The organism is Algoriphagus aurantiacus (assembly GCF_035156405.1).
GTDB lineage: Bacteria > Bacteroidota > Bacteroidia > Cytophagales > Cyclobacteriaceae > Algoriphagus > Algoriphagus aurantiacus.
In genome coordinates this window covers 22,633-39,978 of sequence record NZ_JAXRUT010000031.1, presented here as the reverse complement: position 1 = coordinate 39,978, position 17,346 = coordinate 22,633, and the positions used below count along the sequence as shown (strand labels likewise).

12 protein-coding genes are annotated in these 17,346 nt (G+C 40.5%); 5 read left to right on the top strand and 7 right to left on the bottom strand.

The features are described 5' to 3' along the window. Positions 1-92 precede the first annotated feature (92 nt). Together SYJ56_RS22370 and topA are read right to left on the bottom strand one after the other, a co-directional pair. Positions 93-1,130 carry a carboxypeptidase-like regulatory domain-containing protein gene (locus tag SYJ56_RS22370; protein ID WP_323838114.1) on the bottom strand — a complete coding sequence of 346 codons (1,038 nt, stop codon included), beginning with the start codon at positions 1,128-1,130 and terminating at the stop codon, positions 93-95. Between the two features lie 40 nt (positions 1,131-1,170). After that, the gene (gene topA, locus SYJ56_RS22365) at positions 1,171-3,501 is read right to left on the bottom strand and encodes a type I DNA topoisomerase (protein ID WP_323838112.1); all 2,331 of its coding nucleotides are present in this window, start codon (positions 3,499-3,501) and stop codon (positions 1,171-1,173) included. Positions 3,502-3,655: 154 nt separating this feature from the next. Between topA and SYJ56_RS22360 the strand changes: the two genes are divergently transcribed. Continuing rightward, the gene (locus tag SYJ56_RS22360; protein WP_323838110.1) at positions 3,656-4,123 is read left to right on the top strand and encodes a SixA phosphatase family protein; all 468 of its coding nucleotides are present in this window, start codon (positions 3,656-3,658) and stop codon (positions 4,121-4,123) included. Positions 4,124-4,626: 503 nt separating this feature from the next. Here the strand turns inward: SYJ56_RS22360 and SYJ56_RS22355 are convergent. Next, positions 4,627-5,400, bottom strand: coding sequence for a 3-keto-disaccharide hydrolase (locus SYJ56_RS22355; RefSeq protein ID WP_323838108.1), 774 nt, complete (start codon positions 5,398-5,400; stop codon positions 4,627-4,629). Between the two features lie 215 nt (positions 5,401-5,615). On the opposite strand from SYJ56_RS22355, the gene ypfJ reads away from it, so the two are divergent. Next, a complete protein-coding gene (gene ypfJ / locus SYJ56_RS22350; RefSeq protein WP_323838106.1) occupies positions 5,616-6,503 on the top strand; it encodes a KPN_02809 family neutral zinc metallopeptidase in 888 nt (295 codons plus the stop codon). A gap of 6 nt (positions 6,504-6,509) precedes the next feature. On the opposite strand, the gene SYJ56_RS22345 is transcribed toward ypfJ, so the two are convergent. Further along, positions 6,510-7,874: an exonuclease domain-containing protein gene (locus tag SYJ56_RS22345; RefSeq protein ID WP_323838104.1), complete on the bottom strand. Its 1,365-nt coding sequence runs from the start codon at positions 7,872-7,874 to the stop codon at positions 6,510-6,512. Between the two features lie 379 nt (positions 7,875-8,253). On the opposite strand from SYJ56_RS22345, the gene SYJ56_RS22340 reads away from it, so the two are divergent. Together SYJ56_RS22340 and SYJ56_RS22335 are read left to right on the top strand one after the other, a co-directional pair. Further along, positions 8,254-10,560, top strand: coding sequence for a TonB-dependent receptor (locus tag SYJ56_RS22340; RefSeq protein ID WP_323838102.1), 2,307 nt, complete (start codon positions 8,254-8,256; stop codon positions 10,558-10,560). A gap of 10 nt (positions 10,561-10,570) precedes the next feature. Next, positions 10,571-11,170 carry a hypothetical protein gene (locus SYJ56_RS22335; RefSeq protein WP_323838100.1) on the top strand — a complete coding sequence of 200 codons (600 nt, stop codon included), beginning with the start codon at positions 10,571-10,573 and terminating at the stop codon, positions 11,168-11,170. A gap of 65 nt (positions 11,171-11,235) precedes the next feature. Here the strand turns inward: SYJ56_RS22335 and SYJ56_RS22330 are convergent, their stop codons facing one another. Next, entirely contained in the window at positions 11,236-11,748 is a 513-nt protein-coding gene (locus SYJ56_RS22330; RefSeq protein ID WP_323838098.1) for a hypothetical protein, read from the bottom strand. 235 nt (positions 11,749-11,983) lie between these two features. On the opposite strand from SYJ56_RS22330, the gene SYJ56_RS22325 reads away from it, so the two are divergent. Next, positions 11,984-14,443, top strand: a complete 2,460-nt coding sequence (locus SYJ56_RS22325; RefSeq protein ID WP_323838096.1) for a ligase-associated DNA damage response DEXH box helicase — start codon at positions 11,984-11,986, stop codon at positions 14,441-14,443. Here the strand turns inward: SYJ56_RS22325 and SYJ56_RS22320 are convergent. Together SYJ56_RS22320 and trkA are read right to left on the bottom strand one after the other, a co-directional pair. Next, positions 14,440-15,885: a TrkH family potassium uptake protein gene (locus SYJ56_RS22320; protein ID WP_323838094.1), complete on the bottom strand. Its 1,446-nt coding sequence runs from the start codon at positions 15,883-15,885 to the stop codon at positions 14,440-14,442. The two genes, SYJ56_RS22325 and SYJ56_RS22320, sit on opposite strands and share 4 nt — an antisense overlap. Before the next feature lie 3 nt (positions 15,886-15,888). Then, on the bottom strand, positions 15,889-17,235 hold the full coding sequence (trkA, locus tag SYJ56_RS22315; RefSeq protein ID WP_323838092.1) for a Trk system potassium transporter TrkA: 1,347 nt from the start codon (positions 17,233-17,235) through the stop codon (positions 15,889-15,891). Between the last annotated feature and the right edge of the window lie 111 nt (positions 17,236-17,346).

Here is a 17,346-nt window from a genome sequence, read left to right as displayed (position 1 = left end):
GCGTACCATAAAAGTGATCTACTGCTCTTCTGCTTAAGGCTCCACTTCGGGATAATAGTCGATAGGAAGTAGATCACCGACTCGTTCCCAACCTATATAACCTCCACCACCAGCCCAAACGGATCTGAAAGGCTACCATTCTCAAAAACCTCAAGATGTTGGACTGTTAGTCTTATAATTGAGGTTTGATAATTACGAATTCCTCTGCCGAGCCCCATAATATAGTGAGGGCTTTCTCTTTCATTCAAGTAGGTAATTAGTAAATGCCCATCGAATTCCAAATACTCTCTTCTTTCCCTGTTTTTTCGAATATCTATTGAAGTAATAAGGTCCGTAGCTACACTATCAATTTTTCCTGAGTGAACCGGATCATCCTTGCGGAAAAGTCTTCTTATCTCAAAGCCTTCAGATACTGTTGTACCAGAATATACTGCACGAAGGAAATGCTGCAAACTCCCGTAATAAGCTTCCAACCGATTCTTTTCTACCCTTCTCTGCTTTCTCCTTGAAAGAGTAGAGTCTGGAGTAAAAAGCGGATACCCCCCGTAAGTGACAAACCCTTGCTTATAGTTAAAGCGGAAATCATTTAGCAGATAATCAAGCCTATAACCTAGATTAGGATTTTCTATTTTAAGAATATCTCTTGAAGAAGCTATCAGTGAACCTGGTTCGGATTGATCATCCAGAATCATGGACAATTCATTTTCTATCACACAGGCTTTTCCATTTAGTGAAGTGCCTAAGAAGTACTTTTTGAAATCGGCCAAATTCCTATACCAAACAGGATCACGTTTGTCATTTACATTTAGAGTACTTAATTCTTCATCTATAGGAACAAGCATAAATTTGTATCCTTGCGGCTTTACTATAGCTGCAGGAAGATTAAATGTTAAGCCTTCATAGCCTAGCATACGGATAATCACTTCATAATTCCCTTCAGACAGGTAAATAGAGAATTTTCCTTCTTCGTCTGTAGATGTGCCAATGGTAGTATTTGCTAAAAATACTGTAGCGAAAGGAATACCTTTACCCGTTTCGTTATCGGCTACAGTTCCTTTAAAAATTGCCTGTGCAAAAGAAGAGAAGCTGCCTAAAAATAAAAACAAGCCTAAAACAATCCTTTTTAGCATTGATTTAGACTTGTTCATAACTATTCAAATAGTGTTCGAGTTACTTACTTTTCTTGGCAAACCGCCCACCTTTTTTCTTTGGTTCTGGCTGATTTTCAATAATATGAATGGTCTCTTCATAAGATAAAGTTTCAGCCTCTTTATCCTTAGGGATTTTATAATTATTCTTACCCATCTTGATGTAAGGACCCCATCGACCATTCAAAACCTGAATCTCCGGATTCTCATCAAATGATTTAATATGCTTTTTCGCATCTGCTTCACGCTTATCTTTGATCAGCTGTATCCCTTCCTCTTCGGTTATGCTCAGTGGATCCATTTCCTTTGGCAAGGAGACAAAAGACCCATCATGGCGCACGTATGGACCAAATCTACCAATTGCAGCCACCATTTTTTTATCCTCAAACATCCCGATATCGCGCGGCAATTTGAATAACTCAAGCGCATCCTCCATTGTGATATTTTCAATGAATTGCCCTTTTTTCAAGCTTGCAAACTGCTTCTCTTCGTCTTCGGAATCACCAATTTGAACCAATGGACCAAATTTCCCTAACCTAGCTATCATTGGCTTACCACTTACTGGGTGGTTGCCAAGTTCACGGCTTGAGTTGATATCTTGTCTAGAAACCTGTTCTGTGTCTTCTACATTTTTATGGAAGTCCCCGTAGAAAGAATCCAGCATATCCTGCCAAACCTGACCTCCTGCTGCGATATCATCAAACTCCTTCTCTACTCTAGCTGTGAAGCTAAAGTCAATCACATTTGGAAAATGCTCTACCAAGAAGTCATTTACCACCATTGCAATATTGGTAGGAAACAGCTTTTGCTTCTCTGCTCCAGTATTTTCTGTTTTAGTAGCATCTTTGAATTGACCTTTGGCAATGATCATCTCTACATAATCCCTAGGCGTTCCGTCTCTGGATTCTTTGATCACGTATTCACGTCTCTGAATTGTAGAGATAGTCGGCGCGTAAGTAGATGGACGGCCGATTCCCAATTCCTCCAATTTCTTTACTAATGAGGCTTCGGTATATCGTGGAGATGGTCTGGAGAAGGTCTCACGCCCTTTCATTTCCTGAAGACTCAAGTTTTGGCCAATAGTCAAAGGAGGTAGTAATGCTTTACCTTCAGTGCTATCATCCTCTTCTGGTTCGTCATCAGTATCTTCAAGATAAACTTTCAGGAATCCATCAAACTTGATGATTTCTCCGGTAGCGACAAGGTTTTGAGGCTGATTGGAAATATCTATAGTAATGATAGTCTTTTCCAATTCTGCATCAGCCATCTGCGAAGCAATAGCACGCTTCCAGATCAGCTCATATAGTCGCTGCTCGTTGCGTTCTCCAGCGACTTGAGAATTGGCAAAGTCAGTAGGCCGGATGGCTTCGTGAGCTTCCTGAGCACCTTCAGACTTGGTTGTGAATTTTCTTGATTTATGGTATTTGTCACCGTATGAATCCTTAATTGCATTTTTGGCGGAAGCCATCGCATCATCTGATAGATTCACACTATCTGTTCTCATATAGGTAATCTTACCAGCTTCATAGAGTTTCTGAGCTACAGACATGGTCTGTGCCACTGAGAAATAAAGTTTTCTACTTGCCTCCTGCTGAAGTGTAGAAGTAGTGAAAGGTGCAGCTGGAGATTTCTTTCCAGGCTTCTTTTCTAAGTTAGCTACAGAAAAATCTGCTTCAAGGCATTTCTTTAAGAATTCCTCAGCTTCAGCTTTTGTATCAAATTTCTTTGGGAGTTCAGCTTGGAAGGTTTTCCCTTCTACCTCGAAAATCGCTGTGATTCTATAACTGGATTTGGCTTTGTGCTGCTCTATTTCCCGCTCTCGATCTACGATAAGGCGAACCGCTACTGACTGAACTCTACCTGCAGAAAGTCCGGTTTTTATCTTTTTCCAGAGAATAGGAGAAAGCTCAAAACCTACCAATCGGTCCAAAATCCGTCTTGCTTGCTGAGCATTTACCAAATCTATATCAATTCCCCGCGGGTTTTCAATCGCTTTGGTAATCGCGTTTTTAGTAATTTCTCTAAAAACAATTCTTCGGGTATTTTCATCCTTAAGCTTCAATACTTCTTTCAGATGCCAAGAAATAGCCTCTCCCTCACGGTCATCATCACTCGCAAGGTAGACAGTCTCTGCATCCTTGACCAGAGCCTTAAGATTCTTAATCACGTCTTTTTTATCGGCCGTGACTTCATAAGTAGGATTAAATCTATTTTTGATATCGATTGCTTTATCGCCTTTTGGAAGATCCCGAACGTGACCGTAGCTGGATGCTACCTTATAGTCCTTGCCCAAGTATCCCTCAATGGTTTTGGCTTTGGCTGGTGACTCGACGATAACAAGGTTTTTTGACATAAGAGGCGGTTTTTCTGGGTTTTCAAACCCGATACGAAAAGCTAAAAATAGACGGCATTGTATTCTCGTCCAAATATTTAAAATTCACTGGACCCGATTTGGAGGGATTTTTGAGTAAAGTATGGAACACTTTCAAGGGTGTAAAACACTTATCATGAAGCAATTGTTTTTACTTAGGCACGGAGAAGCAGGTTTTTCCCAAGGTTCAGATTTTCAAAGGCAACTCACAAAAAAAGGTCGAGAAAACCTAATTCGTATGAGTGGAAGCCTCTGCCAATTGTTCAAATCTGTTGATTTGATGTATTGTTCGTCAGCAGAACGCACCAAGGAAACAGCCGAATTGATAGGAAAGTACATTACTATTAAGGAGTCAATTTTCACACGAGACATCTATCAAGGCGACCTGGGCAATATGATAGAGTTGCTGGAAAAAACTTCAGATGCAATTGAAACTTGCCTTTTTGTAGGACACAATCCTACCATCAGCTTACTTCTATCACATATTTCCAATGAGAATTATCTTGGATTACAGCCCGGAATGATGGCTGTAATTGACCTGGAAATATCGGATTGGAAAATGATTGGATTTGGAACAGGAACTTTAAGAGAGATTATCCAATAAATCAAACTAAATACTGACAACTCAACAGGTATTAAAACCACTTTTCTAATTTTTGTCAATAATATCAGCAAACACATCGAATAGTAAAGCCTACTTCCTTTATATTCGCATAATAATTCGGATAAATAAGGTGATTAACAATCACCCTAGTCAATTTCTCCAATTACATGTCCAAGTAAAAATTCTCAAATTCCGGAACTTTACCCTGAAGCCTAGCCCAAAATATTCTTATGAATCCATTGCCAAGCACACTTTGATTATAAATCAAATGGCTAAAACATTGAATACCCTTTGAAAGAATATATACCCAAATTGCGATTACCCGATTAAAGCTCTAGAATGATAAACTCAGACGTTTCTGAAAATTATAGATTGCTTTACTCACCCTGAGTTTAGATTTAGACAGAAAAATAGTTTTCATCTTTTCTAAGAAGCAGAAAGAAAATTAAATGCAAAAAGCCCTGAATCCTACAATTCAGGGCTTTTTGATGCTTTATATTTTCTTAGAAATCAGTCGATTTGTCGTCTAAGTCCAGCTTCTTTATCCACACATTTCTGAAAAACACATCATGTCCTTCCGCTTGCAACTTCAATCCGCCTGGAGTATCGGTAATTCCTTTGCCTCCATCATTCCCTCCGTCAAGACCTGAATTTGGACCTCCCCAAACTTGCTGTATTTCTTTGTCTTCGTGAATTTTAACCCCATTCAGATAAACTGTTGCGCGAGGTTTAGCCACAAGTTTACCGTCTTCGAAACGAGCTGCTTTAAATTCAATATCATACGCATTCCACTTTCCAATGCCATAATACTCTTCAGAAGCTGGGACATGTTCATTGATCAAAGCAGCCATGCCATGATCTCCATAATCTCCATCGAGGATCTGAACTTCATACCGATTCTGGAGATAAACCCCTGAGTTTCCACCTTCGCTTTTAACAAAGAATTCCACGTGCGCACGAAAATCTTTGAATTTATCTTTAGTGACAATATCTGCCGCACCATATAGACCGCCAGCTCCCGCAGGATCATTGCTACTGATTACAGTACCGCCATCTACAGGGTCAGTGACTTCAGGCCATTTTATCGGCATTTCCGCTGCAAACCTCGGACCTTCCCAATACACCCAGTTTTTTTCAAGTGATTTTTTGGTTCCATCCAAATACATTTTGGCACCTTTTTCTGGTTTCACACCCACTCCAGTCTGAGCTTGGACTAGCGTAACGGCACAAACTAAAGCAAGGCTTAGTGATAGTCTTTGGAAAAATTTGTTGTTCATAGGTTATGGGATTAAGTTATTTTTTCGAAAATAAATAAAGGACAATGTCCAATCGTCCAATTTGGTTAATTTTAGACAAAATCAACCTTTTTATGCCATGAAATCGAGCATTACCTTGTCTCACTTAGGGATGATTAGAAGACCTGCAAGTTTCCTATCAATAGCTCACGATAATTATCTGGACGCGATTACATTTAAAAGAATATTATAATCATATGAAATGGGAAGGAAGAAGACGAAGCTCCAATGTAGAGGATAGACGGGGCAAGGGCGGTGGCGGTGGATTTAATCCCATGCTTATTGGACCCCTGATTAGGATTCTGTTTTCCAAAACCGGGCTGATCATTGTCGGGATAATAATTGCCATTTCGGTAATTACCGGCACCAATCCACTTACTTTCTTGGGAAATTTCATGGGAGGCGGTGGGCAGGGATTCACCACAGAAACCAGCTATACGCCTACCGCAGAGGAGGACAGACTGGCGGCTTTTAGTGAAACTATCCTTGCTGATACTGAGGATGTGTGGAACAAGCAATTAGAAAATTACCGAGAACCTACTTTGGTCCTATTCAGCGGGCAAGTTTCTTCCGCATGCGGGATGGCATCAAGTGCGACAGGCCCATTTTATTGCCCGGGCGATGAAAAACTGTATATAGATCTCAGCTTTTTTCAGGAAATGGAAGTGAAATTAAATGCTCCAGGTGATTTTGCGCAAGCTTACGTCATCGCACATGAAGTTGGTCACCATATCCAAAAGATCATGGGAATCACTGATCAACTGAACAAGCTGCGTAGTGAGGTAAGTGAAAAAGAATACAATCAGTATTCTGTAAGATTAGAACTTCAGGCCGATTTCCTAGCCGGAGTCTGGGCACATCACAGCCAAAAGTCCATTGGATGGATGGAAAAAGGGGATTTGGATGAAGCGCTGAATGCCGCTAATGCAATCGGAGATGACCGCCTCCAGAAGCAATCCTCAGGTCGCGTAACACCAGATTCCTTCACGCATGGCACCTCTGCCCAGCGTATGAAGTGGTTTAAAAAAGGATTTGAAACAGGAGATATCAATCAGGGTGATACATTTAATACACCCAACTTATAGGTGATCTTAGTTAGTTTCCAAAACCATAATCTGCTCAGGGCTGATCTGATGGATGTATTGCCGGAGGATGTAATACGTCTCAGGCACCTGCGTCACAAGTTCTAATTGGGATGGAATATCTTCTGTAACTTGATCATTACCTAAGTAAGCAAATCTGCTCAACATTCCACTTTCAAACATGCAGTAGGCTGTCTCATTTGTATTTCGCCCAACTAGTCTGATCAAGATTTCCTTTTGACTTGCTTTGATCTTCCCCGTAAACTCCGCTACTCGCTTATTGTATTCATTTGGTTTCTCTGTGAAACCACATGCTCCATCGCAACTCATTTCCTCTTCTGGATCACAATTCACTTTTCTTAGACCGCATAACTTGGGGCAAAGACCATAGGTATTTATTCCTGTTTTGAGAAAAGCATTGGCCTCCTCCATGGAGAAAAATGATTCGATCGGCTTGAAAAACTTGGTAATCTTTGAAACCTGAAATCTCCCATAGCCTGAATTATCCTCATAGTGAAATAAGCCATACATACGCTTAGGAAGCTTCAACGCAGAATTATACTTTGGCCATAATCTTTTGATTTCCAAAGTTTCAAATAGAAGAGCCATAAATTCACTTCCGGTAAGTTCCCATTTCAAATCAAAGACTTCAGTCTTAAGTTTTTGCTTCAGATTTGGAAGTAATTGTCCAGAAAAGTGATTCTTAAACCGTTCTCTAATATTTATAGCCTTACCTACATAGATGGCTTTTCCATGTTCATTGAGCATATAATAGACGCCGCATGAAGTTGGAATTTCCTTGAATTTGGAATGTGGAAAATTAGGAGGCAAAAAGGCTTCACCCGTATTCTTCTTCAGCGATTGATTGATGATCTGATAGTCGGACTTGATCATTCGATCAAACAAAATAGCAGTAGCCTTAGCATCTCCCATTGCCCTGTGCCTAGCTTCAATCAGTATTTTTTGGCTTTCACATAGCCTACCTAAGCTATATGATTTCATGCCTGGATATACTTTCCTGCTTAGCCGTACAGTACATAGTTTAGGAGTCTTGAGCTCCTTCCCCACTTTCAAAAATGCCTCCCGAAGAAAACCATAATCAAAACTAACATTATGAGCAACGAATACTCTGTCATTTAGTAATTCCCAAAGTTCCTCATGTATAGCGGCAAAGGTTGGCTCATGCCTCACCATAAAATTGTCTATCCCAGTCAGTCCAGTGATGTACGTCGGGATCGCCTGCTCAGGGTTGAGAAGGGTCTGATATTCCCTGATAATCGATTCTCCATCATGAATCAATACAGCTACCTCTGTAATACCACCATATTTCGGCGCACCGCCGGTGGTCTCAATATCTACTATGGCAAATTCCATAAGCTAAAAGTAAGTATTTGAATTTTCAGAAAAGAAACGATGTCAGAGATTGACAAAGAATCAATACGATTTGGATTTGGGTAAGACTGATAATTCATAATCATTTATGTATCCGCTTTTCTACCAGTAAAGGGACTAAAGCAATATAGGCTTTGGTCAATAATAGCATTGAGAGACTTCGGTCACCCGTCTTCGGTCATCCGACCGGGTGAGCAAAGAAATTTTGGCTACTGGCATCGTTGCGGATAAACCATATAATCATTAATCCAATCACAAGTTAAAGGATCGATTCCTTTCAATTTTTTACCATTTATCCTATAAATGCAACTTTGTTTCATTTATTTTAGTTTATAAATCCAACGCATTCTATTTTTGCATTGTGAATTTGAAAACGGGAATCCTACTTACATTTATTTTACTGCTTGGTTTTAAAATCCAAGCTCAAAATTGCAATTTTTCCATTCGGGGAAAAATCATCCATCTGGAAAATAACGAGCCAATTGAGGCTGCTTATGTCTGGATAGTGGAGGCTGCGGAAGGAGCCGTAAGTGATCAGAATGGAAATTTCACGGTCAAAAATCTTTGTAGTGGTACCTATACCATAACCATCCAATATCTTGGACACAAGAATATAAGTGACACCATCATATTGGAATCCAGTTCTTATAGCAAAACCTATAGACTGGAAGATGAAGCTTTTGAGCTAGGCAGAGTAGATATTCATGGTCATCGTGATGCGGTACAAACGACTACTGCTGTATCGGCTCTTTATGGAGAGGATCTACTCGAATCCAGAGGTGAAAATCTCGGGGAAAGTCTCAAGAGAATCTCTGGAGTATCCACTTTTTCTACAGGAAACAGCATTGCAAAGCCAGTAATCCACGGAATGCACAGTAACAGGATAATGATCATGAATAATGGTATCCGTCTGGAAGGCCAGCAATGGGGTGCTGAGCATGCTCCCGAAATTGATCCTTTTCTGGCAGATGAGATCACGGTGGTGAAAGGTGCAGAAACAGTGCGATATGGCCCAGAAGCGATGGGTGGGGTGATTTTAGTAAATCCAGCCCCACTCCCAACTAAAAAAAGTAGCATAACAAGCCTAAACCTAATCGGTGGAACTAATGGAAGAATGGGCAATATCAACTTGGTGCATGTAGGTGGTTCAGACAAAATCAAAGGTCTGGGATATCGTATCCAAGGCTCCGCCAAAAGATCAGGAAATGTAAAGTCACCTGGGTATTTTCAAGAAAACACTGGCGTGAGTGAGCTCAATCTAAGCAGCTCCCTTGGATATAGCAGTTCCAAACTTGGAGTGGAAGCATACTACAGTCTTTTCAATACTGAATTGGGGATACTGAATGATTCACACACTGGAAATCTTTCTGATCTAGAAAATATTATTGAAAATGGTCGCCCATTCTCAGATGGGGAATTCAACTACGATATCGTCAATCCCAAGCAAAGAGTAACTCATCATCTCGCTAAGTTAAAGTCTCACTATCATATTTCTGAAAGCTGGAAATTGAACTTTCAGTATGGTTTTCAGCTCAATCACAGACAAGAATTCGATAAAAGACGTGGCGATCTGAATGAAAAAGCAAGTTTGGATTTAGAGCTTTATACCAATACTGTTGATCTCTATGTGAACCATACTCATGAGAATGAATTGAGCGGGACATGGGGTATAAACTTCATCCAGCAGGCAAATAGCAATGTGCCTGGCACCGGAGTTACTCCTTTGATTCCAAATTATGACATGCTGAATACTGGTCTTTATGCCATGGAAAAATATTCCAAAGGTCCATTGGAAGTAGAGGCTGGAGTAAGGTATGACTTCAGAAATGTGAGCACTGCCAGATACATTAATGAAGAGCTTAGGACTACTGATCTTGACTATAATAATTTTTCGGCATTCTTAGGTGGACTTTATCATATCACCCCAGATCTGACTTTTAATTCAAATATTGGTTCTGCATGGCGACCACCGAATGTCAATGAGCTTTTCAGTGAAGGGCTTCACCATGGTGCGGCTGCGGTGGAAATCGGAAATCCTGATTTGGAGTCGGAAAAATCTCTTAAATGGATCAACGAACTCCAATACGATGGCAAAAGAACTCATTTAGAATTAACTGCCTATCACAATCCTATACGTGATTATATTTATCTGAATCCTACGGGAGAAGTCTATGTGAGCCTACGAGGCACATTCAATGTGTATGAATATTTGCAGGCAAATGCATTGTTCTATGGTTTTGACTTTGCCGGCAGCTATGAGTTCACAAACAAAATCAATGGCTACTTAAAAGGTTCTATTGTACAGGCAAAAAACACAAATGACGATAACTATTTCCCCTTTATTCCTGCCAATAGAATGGATTGGGGGGTGTCTTATGATTTTTCAAAAGTTTCAGATTCACGAACGAATAAAATCACATTAAGCAATGTACTGGTAGCTAAGCAAAACAGAGAACCTGATTTTGATATAGCTCCCCCTCCATCTGCCTATGCCCTCGTTAACCTTGCATATTCAAAGCAAGTGAATATTGGCGAAGACAAGCTAAATCTCGCACTTCAGGTACAAAACCTATTTAATACCAGCTACAAAGATTATATGAACCGCTTCCGATACTTTACCTATGATATGGGAAGAAATGTCCTTCTAAAAATCAATTATGAATTCTAACCAATAACTTATGAACACAACAAACAAACTTTACCTTATCGCGCTAGCAGTAGTCTCGTTCGCATTTTCAAGCTGCGACAGCGAAGACCCTGTTCCAGAAAATGATGGGGAATTGATTACAGATGTCACACTCACGTTTCAGGAAATTGACGAAAGTGGAAATGCAGTAGGAAGTGCTTTTGACTTCACTGCTTCTGATTCAGAAGGTATAGAAATCGGTTCAGCTCCTGATGTGGAAACTGTAACGTTGACCAAAGGCAAAACTTATCAGATGTCTATAGAAGTTTACAATTCTATTGCCGAAGAAGACATCACGGAAGAGATACAGGAAGAATCAGATGAGCATCAGTTTTATTTCCTAGGATCAGCTTTCGTAGGTTCTCCCATAATGTCTTATGAATATGACGATGAGGGCGGTATCTCGCTAGGGTTGAAAGGAATTGTGACTGTAGACGAAAATCCTGTATCGAACAACGCGAATATGCAGATCTTACTACGTCATGATCTGGATAAAAACTTTCCAGGAGCAAGCAACCCAAATTTCGTAGAATATGCTCAAGCTGGTGGAGAATCAGATTTGGATATCACTTTCCCAGTTGTGGTTGAGTAATAATCAATCTCCTTCCAAACACAAAAAGCAGCTAAAAAGCTGCTTTTTGTGTTTGATGTCTGATTCTAAAAATTCGGTAAACAAATAGTCATTTGAGAAGCGTCAAATTCTGCGGCTTCATCAACATTAGAACCTATATTTCCTGCAACTAAAATAACCTTGTAATCTGGACCCTCGCTAGCTAAATGTACTTTGACATGTCCATCGAAAGTTTTCATGTCCTCAAAGCTCAACTTTGTTCCATTCATCAAAGGACCAAGCACTGTTTTACTGTGAAGATCAGATCCGCTCACTGGTGTCAGCATAAATGCCATTGGCGCTTCTGAATCTGTGTAATCTCCATAATGCAAATGTGCTGGAAATGTAGTTGCAGAAGTACTACTCTGGCCGACCATTTGTAAACTCAGTTCCAGGTTACCGTCTGTCAATTCTCTGACAGTAAGCGTCCCGTTATAGTCGTATTCACTAGCTTTATACAACTGATATTCCAATTTTTGTCCCGTATAAATATCCGGATCAGTCTCACTGCACGATCCAAAACTAAGCAGAACTAGAAGAGCAAAAATCGCATTTTTCATAAATAAGTTTTTTAAACCAAACGGAAAAAGACTGGTTCCGTTCTATATTCCTAAAATTATCAATTCATTTGAAATACTTCACCTCCTTTACCAATTCAGCAGGCCAAGACATCACAACATAAAAGTATCTCTAAAGTTATTCTATGAAATCGAGCATAACTCAAGAGTCACATACTGGAATGATTACAATGCAAGCAAGATTCCATATGACCTTTAAAAGACAAATTATAAACAGATGAAAGAAACACGTCTGGCTATTGGTTTGGAATACTTTCAAAAGAAAGGTTGGACACTTTTCCCCTTTCAAAAGCAGACTTGGAATGACTACCTCGACGGGAAATCTGGCTTACTCAATGCTCCCACCGGCTCTGGAAAAACTTTCGCACTCTGGTTTCCAGTCATCTTAGAATACATCCAAAATAGTCCAGAAACTTGGCGAAAAGCCAAAAACAATGGAATTCAGCTAATCTGGGTCACTCCACTTCGTGCATTGGCTCAGGATATACAAAAAGCGATGCTGGAGGTATGTGAAACTATCGGATTGCCTTGGCAGGTAGTGGTAAGAAATGGAGATACAGATGCCAAAACCCGCGCTACTATCAAGAGAAGACCACCAGAATGTCTCATTACCACACCTGAGACACTACATGTTCTGATTTCCCAAAAAGACCATGCAGAGCTCTTCCAGACAGTTCAAGTTGTTGTGGTAGATGAGTGGCATGAATTGGTGGGAAACAAGCGCGGGGTGCAAGTACAATTGGCATTAGAATACATACAATCCATTTGCCCGAGCACCTTTCGAAGATGGGCTGTCTCAGCAACTATCGGCAATCTAGAAGCTGCCGCAAAGACACTTTTAGGAGAAAAACTACCGATACATATTGTAAAAGCTGACATTAAGAAGCAGATAATTTTGCAATCTGTAATCCCCCATGAAATAGAAAAATACCCATGGCATGGCCATTTAGGTATCAGAATGATGGATCAGGTAATCCCGATTATTGAAGAGGGGCGCAGCGTTTTGCTCTTCACCAACACCCGTTCACAGACAGAAATTTGGTATCAAAAGATCCTCGAAGCTAGACCAGATTGGGCAGGTTGGATTGCGATGCACCATGGTTCTCTGGATATGTCTGTACGTGGATGGGTGGAAAATGCCCTGCATGAAGGCAAATTGAAGTTAGTGGTCTGTACGTCTAGCTTAGACTTGGGAGTAGATTTTCGGCCTGTGGACCGTGTGATCCAAGTAGGAAGTCCAAAGGGTGTTTCGAGATTTATGCAGAGAGCGGGACGCGCTTCACACCAGCCGGGTTTACCTTCAGAGATATTTTTTGTACCCACCAATTCTCTCGAGTTAATCGAAGCAGCTGCACTCAGAGATGCTATAGAGAAAGAGGAAATGGAGTCACAATTCCCTCCTATCCTTGCCTACGATGTCTTAATACAATTCTTGGTCACTCTAGCTGTAGGAGATGGATTCCATGAACAATCAATTTATGAAGTAATAAGAAAGTGCCATTCTTACACCGGGTTATCCATAGCAGATATGAAGTGGGTTATGGACTTTATCACCAAGGGAGGTGCTTCGTTGCGGAGTTACGAGGATTTTTTAAAAGTGGTTCAAACGGAGGATGGACTATATAGAGTTACCAATAAAAAGATCGCCATGAAGCATAGACTGTCCATGGGGACGATAGTTTCAGACGCTATGATCCATGTAAAATTCAAAAATGGTGCTTACCTCGGCACAGTGGAAGAATCCTTTATTGCCAAAATGAAAACAGGTGACCTTTTTTTCTTTGCTGGAAGAAGCCTGGAGTTACTGAAAGTGAATGGGCTGACAGCCTCCGTAAAATTATCAGAAAAAAAGACCAGAAATGTAGTGAGTTGGTTGGGAGCACGGATGTCGCTTTCTTCAAGGCTAGCCGAGAAAATCCGTGAAATCCTAGAGTTATTCAATCAGGGCATTTACGTATCGGAAGAAATCATCCAGGCTACACCAATTCTAGATCTTCAAAATCGCCTCTCGATTGTCCCAAATCGGGATACATTTTTGATCGAGTCTCATCAGACCGACCAAGGATTTCACATTTTCTTTTATCCCTTTGAGGGCAGGGCAATTCATGAGCTGTTAAGTGCTTTGATTGCCTACAGGATCAGCGTCAGCTATCCGGTGACTTTCAGTATGGCAATGAATGATTATGGATTTGAATTACTATGCGATAGCTATTTGAATATCGAAGAGATACTAGAAGAGGATCTTTTTTCGCTCAAAAATCTTCGGGAGGATATTCTTCACTGTGTAAATGAGACAGAAATGACACGTAGGAAATTTAGAGAAATTGCTAGTATTGCAGGCTTGGTTTTCCAAGGGTATCCCGGCAAACCCACCACTTTCAAGCATATCCAGGCTAATGCCAGTCTGCTTTTTCAGGTGTTTGAGCAATATGATCCTGACAATTTACTACTGAAACAAGCACATGGAGAGGCTATAGATCAGCAGATGGAAGAGGATAAAATGATCCATGCCTTGCAGAAAATCAATCATCAACACATCATTGTAAAGCATCCGGTCCAATTTACTCCATTTTCCTTTCCTATCATGGTCGATAGACTGAGCAGAACTTCCATCAGCTCAGAGTCTATAGAAGATCGTATTGCCAAAATACAGGCGCAGTTCCAGGTCGTGGATTAATTTGCTCGCCAGAAGAAGGGAGTAAATAGAATCAATATGGTATAGAGTTCAAGTCTTCCTAGAAGCATAATGAAGGATAGGAAAATTTTAGCCGTAGGTGAGAAAAATGCAAAATTATCAACCGGTCCCACCATACCAATTCCAGGACCTATATTTCCCAAAGAAGTAGCTACAGCTCCCATTGAGGTAGCCAAATCATATCCCATTAGAGAAAGTGCCAATCCTCCCAATACAAAAATGAGCAGATAGATCAACAAGAAATTCATAATATGAGTGATGATCCTACCTGTGACCCGATCACCATTGATCATTAAAGGAACAATTGCCCTAGGATGAACTAAGCGCTTGAATTCTAGCCAAGAATTCTTTATAAACGTCAGATGACGGACAAACTTAATTCCTCCTGCGGTAGATCCCGCACAGCCTCCCATAAACATAAGTAAGAAGAAAATAAACGTAACTCCTTGGCCATATTGTGTGTAATCATCCGTGACATATCCAGTGGTAGTCACCACTGATACCACCTGAAAAAGAGACTTCCTAAATGCCAGTTCAGGATTTGCAACGGTGGCTGAAATTGGGAAATAGAGAATGACGGAAATAGACAAAAGTGCCAGTCCATATATTTTAAATTCATCACTCTTCATCACTCTTTTAAACTTACCTATTAGTCCAAAATAAATAATTGTAAAGTTCGTCCCTGCCAGAAACATAAATATAATGGCTACATATTGAATAAATGCAGAATCATAATAGGCCATGCTGGCATTCTTGGTAGAGAAGCCTCCCGTAGCCAAGGTGGTCAGCGCATGGTTAATCGCATCGAAGAAAGTCATCCCACCAACCCAATAAAGCAAGGTCGCGAGCACAGTAAGTCCGACATAGACATACCAAAGTCGCTTGGCTGTTTCGGAAATTCTTGGGTGCACTTTGTCAGAGGTTGGTCCAGGAGATTCAGCTACAAACAGTTCAATCCCACCTATTCCCAACAGAGGGAAAATTGCTACCGTCAAAACAATAATCCCTAACCCTCCAATCCACTGTGTCATACTTCTCCAGAAAAGCAAGCCTTTTGGCATCGCCTCTATATCAGTCAATATAGATGCCCCTGTAGTAGTAAGCCCAGACATAGTCTCGAAAAGTGCATCTTCAAAACTGACAATTTCATTACTCAAAATATAGGGAAGCATCCCAAAACCCGCCATAAACACCCAGCTAAGAGCTACAATCAAGTAACCCTCCCGTTTTCTGATATTCTGGTCCTGCTTAGAAAATGAAAAGAAAAGTGTCACTCCGATAATCAACGTGATCACAGCAGCACTCAATATCGCCCAAGGATCTTCATTAAAATAAAGGGAAAACCCAACACCAGGAAGCATCAGGAATGCTATTAGCACCAAAAGAGCCCCCATGATCTTCCCGATTTCTTTGAAATGAATCATGCTTTAATGAAACAATTTTTCCAGTGCATTCTTAGCCTCCGGCAAGGCCAAAACAATTGCTTTATCATTCAAATCAAGCTGAAAATCACCGTCAGGTATAAAAACTTTTTCCCCTCTTATCACACCCGCTACTATAGCAGAATCAGGGAAATGCAAATCTCTCAGTGGATTATTAACTAATCTATTATTCTTGCAAACTGAGTACTGAATAAACTCTGCATCGACTCCATAAATACCCGAAACAGCCTCTACTGTCCCTTTCTTCAAATATCTGGAAATCTCATTTGCTGCTACCAGCTTTTTATTGATTAATGAATCTACTCCTATACTGTGGGAAATATGAATGTACTCCCGGGTATCAACGTGAGCAATTGTTTTATACACTCCGTGATTTTTGGCTGTCAAACTCGCAATAATATTCGTCTCAGAAGATTCTGTCAATGCAAGAAATGCATCCATCTGCTCCAATCCTTCTTCAATCAGTAACTCTACATTTTTGTAATCACCATTAATGACAAGGGAGTTTTTGAGATTTTCGGCAAGCCACTTGCAGCGCTCCTTATCTTTATTGATCAAGGTGACACGGAAATGATCTTCCAATCTGAGTGCAGTAGTCAATGCCATATCATCCCCACCTATGATCATTACATTCTTGATGGTGACTTTCACCTGTCCCAGCACCTCCATAATACTTTGGGTGTTTTTCTTGTTGGAGATAAAAAACACGTGGTCATTATTACGGATGATCGTGCTACCACGAGGTATTATCGTTTTTTGATCTCTAAGAATCGCGATGATCCGAATGTCTTCAAATATAGGATTGGACTTCGTGTCCATGATCCGCTGATTGACTAGAGGATTACTTTGGTCAAGCGTAATACCTACAATATTCAGTTTTCCACCTCCAAAATCAAAAACCTCCGTAAAGCTGGAATTCTCAATCATATTAAAGATTTCACGGCTACAGAGCATCGTAGGGGAAATCAGATTATCAATGCCTAGATTTTTAAAATAAGCCAGATTTTCAGCATCCATATAGGAGTGATTCCTCACCCTAGCCATGACACGCTTTGCTCCTAGTTGCTTAGCCAAAACAGCCGTGACAATATTGGTCTTCTCAGAAGTAGTCACCGCAAGCACCATACTTGCCCTATTCACATTGGCGCGTTTGAGGATCTCAAAAGCGGTAGCATCCCCCTGAACTGTCAACACATCAAGCTTGGAAGAAACATAATCCAAGACTTCTCTGTCAGTATCGATCAGCGTGATGTCCTTATTATCGAAACTTAATTGCTCAGCGAGGTGGTATCCCATGTCTCCAGCACCGGCAATCACTATATTCATCCCCATAGAGGTAATTCAGGTGATTTTTGAATTGGCAAAAATAATAGCTTTCCAAATGGTAATCAGGTATTAAGCTATTTCTTTTGCGACTGATAGGGCTAAGTAACAAAGCTAAAA

Coding starts and splice junctions, on each gene's coding strand:
- SYJ56_RS22335 (WP_323838100.1), top strand. CDS start 10,571: ATGAACACAACAAACAAACTTTACCTTATCGCGCTAGCAGTAGTCTCG.
- SYJ56_RS22370 (WP_323838114.1), bottom strand. CDS start 1,130: ATGCTAAAAAGGATTGTTTTAGGCTTGTTTTTATTTTTAGGCAGCTTC.
- trkA (WP_323838092.1), bottom strand. CDS start 17,235: ATGGGGATGAATATAGTGATTGCCGGTGCTGGAGACATGGGATACCAC.
- SYJ56_RS22345 (WP_323838104.1), bottom strand. CDS start 7,874: ATGGAATTTGCCATAGTAGATATTGAGACCACCGGCGGTGCGCCGAAA.
- topA (WP_323838112.1), bottom strand. CDS start 3,501: ATGTCAAAAAACCTTGTTATCGTCGAGTCACCAGCCAAAGCCAAAACC.
- SYJ56_RS22325 (WP_323838096.1), top strand. CDS start 11,984: ATGAAAGAAACACGTCTGGCTATTGGTTTGGAATACTTTCAAAAGAAA.
- SYJ56_RS22330 (WP_323838098.1), bottom strand. CDS start 11,748: ATGAAAAATGCGATTTTTGCTCTTCTAGTTCTGCTTAGTTTTGGATCG.
- SYJ56_RS22360 (WP_323838110.1), top strand. CDS start 3,656: ATGAAGCAATTGTTTTTACTTAGGCACGGAGAAGCAGGTTTTTCCCAA.
- SYJ56_RS22320 (WP_323838094.1), bottom strand. CDS start 15,885: ATGATTCATTTCAAAGAAATCGGGAAGATCATGGGGGCTCTTTTGGTG.
- ypfJ (WP_323838106.1), top strand. CDS start 5,616: ATGAAATGGGAAGGAAGAAGACGAAGCTCCAATGTAGAGGATAGACGG.
- SYJ56_RS22355 (WP_323838108.1), bottom strand. CDS start 5,400: ATGAACAACAAATTTTTCCAAAGACTATCACTAAGCCTTGCTTTAGTT.